We start from the raw sequence: 9,152 nt of genomic DNA, 5'->3' as shown, positions 1-9,152 counted from the left end.
AATCCCGGTCAGGACCAGTCCCGCCGCCAGGTGACCGGTGCCGGTGCGGCTCGCCATTTCGAACCCGAACAGGAGGCAGCCGAGCGCAACGCCAGAAAGCAGGAAGCCGCGCGGGTCGAATGGCGGGGCCGCCTTTTCGCGAACGTCGGCGATATATTTGCCGACCAGGATGAAGCCGGCGATCCCGATCGGCAGATTGAGCCAGAAGATCCAGCGCCAGTCGAGATAGGTGACGATGAAGCCGCCGAGCGGCGGCCCGACGATCGGCCCGACCATCGCCGGCATGATCAGCCAGGACATGGCCGAGACCATGTCGCGCTTGTCGACCGAACGCAGCAGCACCAGCCGCCCGATCGGAAGCATCATCGCACCGCCAATCCCCTGGACGAAGCGTGCGACCACGATCGCGGGCAAGGTCGGCGCAAGCCCGCAGGCGATCGACCCGGCGACGAACATAAAGATGGCGGTACGGAACACACTGCGTGCGCCAAAGCGATCAGCGACATTGCCCGATGCCGGTATGAACACCGCCAACGCCAGCAAATAGGAGGTGAGCGCGATGCTCATTTCGGGCGCGCGTACCCCGAAATCGCGCGCCATGGTCGGCAGCGCTGTAGCAAGCACGGTCGCGTCGAGCGCCTCCATGAACAAGGCGCAGGCGATGATCAGCGCGATCGTACGGTAATGGGCCCCTCGCGGTCCGCCGTCGTCCGGCTCGACCGTTTGCGCGATGCCGTCCGCCGCCGGCACGATCCCATCGCGCACCTCCAGATTGACCGAGGCGATACCGCGACGGCGGGGACGGATCAGCAGACGCAGATCGAACACAGGGGGAAGATGGAGCATCTTTGCTGACCTATCTGGCGCGCTGGCCGCACGATGCAATGCGCTAAAGCAAGGATCGGCCGACTTTTTGCTCGACCTGATGCCTAGCCGAGCGGCTCCACATCGACCGCGACGTCGATCTTCTGCCCGTCCCGGCCCAGGAAGATGCCGTCGATCGGGGCGACATCGGCATAGTCGCGGCCGATCGCGGTGATGATATGGTCGGGACCCATCGTGACGCCGTTGGTGGGGTCGAACCCGATCCAGCCGCGCGCCGGGCCGCACCAGATCAGCACCCAGGCGTGGGTCGCGTCCGCGCCGACGAGGCGCTTCTGGCCCGGCGGCGGGGTAGTGCGCAGATAGCCCGAGACATAAGCGGTTGAGAGGCCGGCCGAGCGCGCGCCCGAGATCATGATCTGCGCGAAATCCTGGCACACGCCGCGCTTCTTGGCGAAGGCCTCGGCCGGGCTGGTGTCGAGCTGGGTCGCGCTGCCGTCATAGTGAAAGCCCGCCTGGATCACCTTGGCGAGCGCGAGGCCGGCCTCGACCACATTACGATCGGGCTTGAGCTCGGCGCCGCACCAGGCCGCGATCTGCGGGAAGGCGGCGATCAGCGGCGACGGGAACAGGTAATTGGCGGGTCCGTACGGCCCGATATCCCTGGCCTCGCGCGCCAGCCGGCCGGCTTCGGCGACCGTAATATCGTCGGCCTGGGCCACGGGCGCGACGCGATCGACCACGACATGCGCGCGGCTTTCGATCAGCAATTCGGTCGCCGGCTTGTCGACGACGATGCGGGTCGCGTGGACCGGATAGCCGCTGGGACGACCGGGCGTTTCCGACGCGGCGGGCTCGATCGCGAGCTTATGATCCTCGACCCGCTGGCCGTCCCAGTCGATCGGCTTGAGCCGCAGGTTGCAACGCGCGAACCGCACCGGAAAGGCATAGCGGAAGCGCGTCGCGTGGGTGATCGCGTAGCGCATCAGGCTCCAATCCTGCTCATGCTAGCGTCATGCCCGGCGCGCGCACCGTCTCGGCACCCTGCAGGAAATAGCGTGCGGCGAGCGCATCACTCAGCGCCATCAGCCGGTTTTCCAGCCCGAGCAAAGTCGCGGGCGACAAGGATTCCGGCTTCACCGTCGCCACCGTCAGCGCGATCTCGTTGGCCATCGCGACATGGTCTTCCTGCAGGCCATCGTCGCGGATCGACGGCAGCGCCGCGAGATGCTCGCGAATCCGGTCGATCTGGAAGCCGAGACTGCGCGGATTGAACGGATCCAGCGCGACCAGATCGCGCACCGGCACCAGCGCCAGCCCGGTCATATAGCGCGCGCGATAGGTGATCTGGCTGTCCATCAGGTCGAGCAAGGTGGTGAGATCGTCGACCGTCGCTGCGTCGCTCGCAAATTGGCGGGTCAGCCGGCACGCCGCCAGCGCGCGTTCGATCCGGCGGCCGAGATCGTGGAAGCGCCAGGCGGCGGTGCGGCCCATATTCTCGGCGGCGAGCCCGGCGAGCGCAGCGAACCTTTCCTGCAATTGGCCGACGCGGTTGAGCATCGCGGTCGCGTCATAACCCTGCGTCAGCGGCAAGGGCGCGTCGATCAGCCGCCACACGTCCGCCGACAGGCGATCGCGAATGCCCGATGCGATGCCGTGGATCGTGCCGAACAACTGGCTGATGCTGGCGGGCCCGTTGCCGTCGAGCGCAACGTCGGCCAGTTCGGCGAGATCGCGGATCGCGCCCTGCTCGTCATCGTCATCCTCGTCCTCTTCCTCCTCGGGATCGGCGTCGATCCTGGAGGCGCCGGTCGAGATCAGCAGGGTCGCCAGCCGGTCGAGCGTGACCGGCACAAGGCTGGCGCCGCTGTCGGCGTCGATCGTGCCGCCAAGCGTCGCGCGCACCAGCCGCAACGTCGCCTCGCCGCGTTCGAGATAGCGGCCGAGCCAATAGAGATTGTCCGCCGCGCGGCTCGGCAAGGTGCCGGGATTGCGGCGCACCGCGACATGCTGCGGCAGCAGCGAGACATGCTCGACCGGCCGCAACGCGACCACGCCGACGTCGGCCGAATAGGCGCCCTCGCCCATGATCGTCGCGCGCTCGTCGGCGATATTGCCGAGCCGCGCGAACCCGCCGGGCATGACCGTCCAATTGCCCTTGCCGTCGCGCGCGGCGAAGGCGCGCAGGATGAACGGACGCGCCACCAGCCGCCCGTCGGCGACGATCGGCATGGTCGACAGCCGTACGACCTCGCGGCCGACATAATCCTGCGGACGGAGCTTCATCGCCTCGTCCAGCGCGATCCGCGCATAGGGATCGAGGCTCGAGCCAAGCACCGCGCCATTGGGCAGGCCCTCGACCGGATCGGCGAAGGCCGGGCCGACGATCAGTTCGTCGAGCCGTGCCAGCATCGCCTTGCACGGCCCGTCCTGCCCGCACCACCAGGTCGCGATATTGGGCAGCTTCAATTTCTCGCCGAGCAGATGCCGCGACAAGGCCGGCAGGAAGGCGGCGAAGGCCGGCGATTCGACCACGCCGCACCCGGGCGCGTTGGCGATCACCGCCTCGCCGCTCGCGATCGCGTCCATCAAGCCGGGCACGCCGATGCGCGAGGTCGAATCGAACGCGAGCGGATCGAGGAAGCGCGAATCCATCCGCCGCCAAAGGGCGTCGACCCGCTTCAGCCCCTCGATCGTGCGGACGTAGAGGCGGTTGTCGCGCACCGCGAGATCGTCGCCCTCGACCAGCAGCAGGCCGAGATAACGCGCCAGATGCGCCTGTTCGGCATAGGATTGGTTGTAGCGGCCGGGCGTGAGCAGTCCGATCCGCGGATCGGAGCGCTTGCACGCGGCGGCGAGGCCTTCGCGGAAATCGCTGAAGAAGGGCGCCAGCCGCTGGAGGTTGAGCCGCGTCTGGAGCGCGCCCATCACCCGGCTCGCGGCCAGACGGTTCTCCAGCGCATAGCCCGCGCCCACCGGCGCGCGCGCATGATCGTTGAGCACGCGCCATTCGCCGTCGGGCCCGCGTCCGAGATCGACCGCATAGATATGCAGGTGATGGCCATCGACCGGCTGCATGCCGATCATCGACCGCCAGAAATGGCGCGATCCGGTGATCAGCGATGCGGGCAGATGGCCGTCGGCGACCAGCTTGGCCTCGCCGTAAATGTCGCCGAGCAGGCGCTCCATCAGTTCCGCGCGCTGGGCGACGCCCTCGGCGATGCTCCGCCATTCGTCCTCGCCGATCAGCAGTGGCAAGGCCGACGACGGCCACGGTCGTTCGTTCGAATCGCCGGGCAGGCGGAAGGCGGTCCCGATCTCGTCGACCTGGCGATCGATCCGGTCCTGCAGCCGCTGCAGCCGGCCTTCGGTCAGCGTCGCGACGCCGTCGAACAGATGGTGCCACCAGCGCCCGCCGCGCGCCATGTCGTCGCGCACGACATCGCCCGCGCCCGCCTGATTGATATAGGATTCGAGCCAGCCCTGCCCCCACGAGGGCAGGCCGGGCAGCAAGGCCATGTTCGTCCCCCCGACCATGGCTACAAGCCCGCGGGTCGCCGAAGGTCGAGCGTCATCGGGAAATCGCCTGCTCTCTCTTCCTGCGGCATCGCCACCGTGCCCGGCGTGTGCCCATGATCGACGAAGCGCGCCTTGCGCCGCGCCTCGGCCTCATAATCATTGATCGGCACATTGTCATAGCTGCGTCCGCCCGGATGGCCGACATGATAGACGCAGCCGCCGAGCGACCGCCCGTTCCAGCGGTCGAGCAGATCGAACGTCAGCGGCGCATTGGCAGGCAGGCGCGGGTGGAGGCAATTGCTCGGCTCCCACGCCTTGTAGCGCACCCCGCCGACCGCTTCGCCGGGCGATCCGGTCGGCGTCATCGGCACCATCCGCCCGTTGCACGCGACGATATGGCGGCCGGGGACGAGGCCCGAGGCGCGCACCTGCAGCCGCTCGGTCGAGCTGTCGACATAGCGCACCGTGCCGCCGATCGCGCCGGTCTCGCCCAGCACCGGCCAGGGTTCGAGCGCGTGGCTGATCTCGATACCGACGCCGCCTGCCGTGACGGTGCCATGAACCGGGAAGCGGAACTGGCGCTGCGCCTCGAACCAGCTGGGGTCGAAATCGTAACCCGCCTGACGCAGGTCGCTCAGCACTTCGATGAAATCGGCCCACACGAAATGGCCGAGCATGAAGCGGTCGTGCAAAGTCGTGCCCCAGCGCACCAGCAACCCGTCCTGCGGCTCGCGCCAGAACCAGGCGGTCATCGCGCGGATCAGCAATTGCTGGGCAAGGCTCATCTTGGCTTCGGGCGGCATCTCGAACCCGCGAAATTCGACCAGGCCGAGGCGGCCGGTCGGGCCGTCGGGCGAGAAGAGCTTGTCGATGCAAATTTCGGTGCGGTGCGTGTTGCCGGTAACATCGACCAGCAGATTGCGGAACAGCCGGTCGACCACCCACGGCTGCGGCGTCTTGCCCCCGTTCGGTCCGAACGGATTGGCGACCTGCGCCAGCGCGATCTCCAGTTCGTACAAGCCGTCATGTCGCGCCTCGTCGATACGCGGCGACTGGCTGGTCGGGCCGATGAACAGGCCCGAGAAAAGGTAGGACAGCGACGGATGGCGCTGCCAATAGAGCACGAAGCTCTTGAGCAGGTCGGGCCGGCGGATGAACGGGCTGTCGCTGACCGATCGTCCGCCCAGCACAAGATGATTGCCGCCGCCGGTGCCGACCGATCGGCCGTCGATCAGGAACTTGTCCGCGGTCAGCTTGATCTCGCGTGCCATGTCGTAGAGCGAGGTGGTCAGATCGACCGTCTCTTCCCACGCCGATGTCGGCTGGATGTTGACCTCGATCACGCCGGGATCGGGCGTGACCTTGAGCACCTGCAGCCGCGGATCGGGCGGTGGGGCATAGCCCTCGATCCGCACCGGGATGCGCGTTTCTTCCGCCGTCGCCTCGACCGCCGCGACCAGTTCCAGATAATCTTCGAGCTTCTCGGTCGGCGGCAGGAACACCGCGACATAGGCGCCGCGCGGCTCGACCGTCATCGCGGTGCGGACCGCGCCTTCGATGATGACCTGTTCGGTCCGCTCCTGCGCGCCCGCACCCTCGGCCTGCGCCACCGCCTGGGCCCGCTGCGGATGCTGCTCGGTCGCGGCGATCGGCGGACCCTGCTCGCGGAAATCGGGCAAGGGTCCGCGCGGCTCGGTCGTGTCGCGGATATGGATATAGGGATATTGCGCCGGCGGCACGAACGGCAGCGAGCCCAACGGCAGACGATAGCCGACCGCGCTGTCGCCGGGCGCGAGGAACAGGCGTCCGCGCCGCACACGCCATTGCTCGCTCTTCCAGCGGCGCGGTTCCGGTTCGCTCGCCGCCTGCCACGCCTGGATCGGCAGGACATAACCGACCGGCCGCGACAGCCCCTTCTCGAACGCCTTGACCATCCGCGCCCGTGCTTCCGGATCGTCGATCTCGGGCGCGGTCGGGTCGGTATTGGCGGGAAGCTCGGCTTCCTTGATCGACCAGGTGACCGGGTCTTCGAACGCCGGCTGGACATTCTCCAGCGGCACGTCGAGCCGCGCCGCGACCGCCTTCAGGAAACGCTGCGCCTCGTCGACGTCGAGCTGGCTGACATCCTGCCCGCCATCGACCGCGATCAGGCTGGTATCGCGCCATACCGGCACGCCGTCCAGCCGCCAGTAAACCGAATAGCCCCAGCGCGGCAGGCTCTCGCCCGGATACCATTTGCCCTGGCCGTGATGGATCAGCCCGCCGGGCGCGAACTTGTCGCGCATCTTGCGGATCAGCGTGTCGGCATAGCCCGCCTTGGTCGGCCCGACCGCGTCGGCATTCCATTCGGGCGCCTCGGGATCGTCCGCCGCGAGGAAAGTCGGCTCCCCGCCGGTGGTGAGGCGCACGTCCTGCGCCTGCAGATCGGCGTCGACCTTGCGGCCGAGATCGTCGAGCGAACGCCAGCGCGCGTCGGTGAAGGGCTTGGTGATGCGCACCGCTTCGGCGATGCGCTGCACGTCCATCACGAAATCGAAGTCGGTATGCGCGGGCTCCAGCAACGTGCCCTCGATCGGCGTCGCCGAGCGGTAATGCGGCGTCGCGCACAGCGGGATATGGCCCTCGCCCGCGAACAGGCCGCTGGTCGGATCGAGCCCGATCCAGCCCGCGCCGGGGATATAGACCTCCGCCCAGGCGTGCAGATCGCACACGTCCCTGGCGACGCCCTTCGGCCCCTCGACCGGGATCACGTCGGGGGTGAGCTGGATCGAATAACCCGAGACGAAGCGCGCGGCGAAACCCAGCCGGCGCAGCAACTGCACCATCAGCCAGGAGGAATCGCGGCACGATCCGGTGCCGATCTCCAGCGTCTGCTCCGGGAATTGCACGCCGGGTTCGAGCCGGATGACGTAGCCGACCGTCTCGTTCACCGCGCGGTTGAGCGCGACGAGGAAGTCGATCGACCCCATCTGCACGTCCTTGAAGCGCTGATAGAGCGCCTCGAACCTGGGACCCTGCGGCTCGAGCTCGAAATAGGCCGACAGATCGGTGCGCAGATCGGGGGCGTATTCGAACGGCCGTTGCGACGCATAATCCTCGACGAAGAAGTCGAACGGATTGATCACGGTCAGGTCCGCGATCAGATCGACCGTGACGCGGAATTCGGTCGTCGGGTCGGGCACGACGATCCGCGCCAGCCAATTGCCGTGCGGATCCTGCTGCCAGTTGATGAAATGCGCTTCGGGCAGGATCGTCAGCGAATAATTGGGCACCGCGGTGCGGCTGTGCGGCGCCGGACGCAGGCGGATGATCTGCGGCCCGAGCAGGATCGGATGGTCGTAGCGATACGACGTCACATGATGGAGCGCGGCCTGAATCACCTTCGCGCTTGCAGCACAGGGCAGGCGCGGCGGCAAGCAAGTTGCCGATTTTGGCCCCCACAGGCGCAATTAATTGTCGGGCTAACCGGCATGACTTGTCCCTAACGCCTGAGCGCGCTTAAGACCCCCGCAGTATTTTGATCAGGAGTTTCGACCCCCATGAAGACCCGCGCCGCCGTCGCGTTCGAAGCGAAAAAGCCGCTCGAAATCGTCGAGGTCGATCTCGAAGGCCCCAAAGCGGGCGAAGTGCTGGTCGAGATCATGGCGACCGGCATCTGCCATACCGACGCCTACACGCTCGACGGGCTCGACAGCGAAGGCCTGTTCCCCTCGATCCTCGGCCATGAGGGCGCGGGTATCGTGCGCGAGGTCGGGCCCGGCGTCACCTCGGTGAAGCCCGGCGATCACGTCATCCCGCTCTACACGCCCGAATGCCGCCAGTGTAAGTCGTGCCTCAGCGGCAAGACCAACCTCTGCACCGCGATCCGCGCCACCCAGGGCAAGGGCGTGATGCCCGACGGCACCAGCCGCTTCTCCTACAAGGGCCGGAGCATCTTCCATTATATGGGCTGCTCGACCTTCTCGAACTTCACCGTGCTCCCCGAAATCGCGGTCGCGAAGATCCGCGACGACGCGCCGTTCAAGACGAGCTGCTATGTCGGCTGCGGCGTCACCACCGGCGTCGGCGCGGTCGTCAATACCGCCAAGGTCCAGGTCGGCGACAATGTCGTCGTGTTCGGCCTCGGCGGGATCGGCCTCAACGTGCTGCAGGGCGCGCGGATGGCCGGCGCCAGCAAGATCATCGGCGTGGACATCAATCCGGACCGCGAGGAATGGGGCCGCCGCTTCGGCATGACCGATTTCATCGATGGCCGCGGCAAGGATCGCGCGCAGACGATCGCCGAAATCCTCGCGCTGACCGACGGCGGCGCCGACTACACGTTCGACTGCACCGGCAATACCGAAGTGATGCGGACCGCGCTCGAGGCCTGCCATCGCGGCTGGGGCACCTCGATCATCATCGGCGTGGCCGAAGCCGGCAAGGAGATCAGCACCCGCCCGTTCCAGCTCGTCACCGGCCGCAACTGGCGCGGCACCGCGTTCGGCGGCGCCAAGGGCCGCACCGACGTCCCCAAGATCATCGACTGGTACATGAACGGCAAGATCGAGATCGACCCGATGATCACGCACGTGCTGACGCTCGACGAAATCAACAAGGGCTTCGATCTGATGCATGCGGGCGAAAGCATTCGCAGCGTCGTGGTGTACTGATCCGTGCTGGAAACACTCTCCATCAACAAGGCCTTCGAGGGCGTCCAGGGCGTCTACCGTCACGCCTCCACCGCGACGAACACCGACATGACGTTTTCGGTGTTCGTCCCCGCGCATGAGGAAGGCGAAAAACTCCCGGTCGTCTGGTGGCTGTCGGGG

Annotated in this window: 6 protein-coding genes; 2 read left to right on the top strand and 4 right to left on the bottom strand. The window is 67.2% G+C overall.

Features of this window, described 5'->3' with window-relative positions; all coding sequences use genetic code 11:
• From VK533_RS12015 to VK533_RS12000, 4 genes are all read right to left on the bottom strand, one after another.
• Window positions 1–846, bottom strand: an 846-nt coding sequence (locus VK533_RS12015; RefSeq protein WP_324377936.1) for an MFS transporter, incomplete at its 3' end; no start/stop codon positions are given.
• 83 nt (window positions 847–929) lie between these two features.
• Window positions 930–1,808 (bottom strand): transglutaminase family protein, encoded by an 879-nt coding sequence (locus tag VK533_RS12010; RefSeq protein ID WP_324377934.1) that lies wholly within the window; start codon window positions 1,806–1,808, stop codon window positions 930–932.
• Window positions 1,809–1,824: 16 nt separating this feature from the next.
• Window positions 1,825–4,341, bottom strand: coding sequence for a circularly permuted type 2 ATP-grasp protein (locus tag VK533_RS12005; protein ID WP_324377931.1), 2,517 nt, complete (start codon window positions 4,339–4,341; stop codon window positions 1,825–1,827).
• Between the two features lie 20 nt (window positions 4,342–4,361).
• The gene (locus tag VK533_RS12000) at window positions 4,362–7,721 is read right to left on the bottom strand and encodes a transglutaminase family protein (RefSeq protein ID WP_324377929.1); all 3,360 of its coding nucleotides are present in this window, start codon (window positions 7,719–7,721) and stop codon (window positions 4,362–4,364) included.
• Between the two features lie 159 nt (window positions 7,722–7,880).
• Between VK533_RS12000 and VK533_RS11995 the strand changes: the two genes are divergently transcribed.
• Window positions 7,881–8,993: an S-(hydroxymethyl)glutathione dehydrogenase/class III alcohol dehydrogenase gene (locus VK533_RS11995; protein ID WP_324377927.1), complete on the top strand. Its 1,113-nt coding sequence runs from the start codon at window positions 7,881–7,883 to the stop codon at window positions 8,991–8,993.
• A 6-nt stretch (window positions 8,994–8,999) separates the two neighbouring features.
• Window positions 9,000–9,152: alpha/beta hydrolase-fold protein (locus VK533_RS11990; RefSeq protein WP_324377938.1), on the top strand; the 153-nt coding region annotated here is incomplete at its 3' end.

The organism is Sphingomonas sp., from assembly GCF_035317925.1.
Taxonomy (GTDB): domain Bacteria; phylum Pseudomonadota; class Alphaproteobacteria; order Sphingomonadales; family Sphingomonadaceae; genus Sphingomonas_I.
This window is presented reverse-complemented; position numbering and strand designations above follow the sequence as displayed.

Bases quoted from the DNA above. Each gene is read 5' to 3' on its own strand.
- VK533_RS11995 (WP_324377927.1), top strand. From the start codon at position 7,881: ATGAAGACCCGCGCCGCCGTCGCGTTCGAAGCGAAAAAGCCGCTCGAA.
- VK533_RS12005 (WP_324377931.1), bottom strand. From the start codon at position 4,341: ATGGCCTTGCTGCCCGGCCTGCCCTCGTGGGGGCAGGGCTGGCTCGAA.
- VK533_RS12010 (WP_324377934.1), bottom strand. From the start codon at position 1,808: ATGCGCTACGCGATCACCCACGCGACGCGCTTCCGCTATGCCTTTCCG.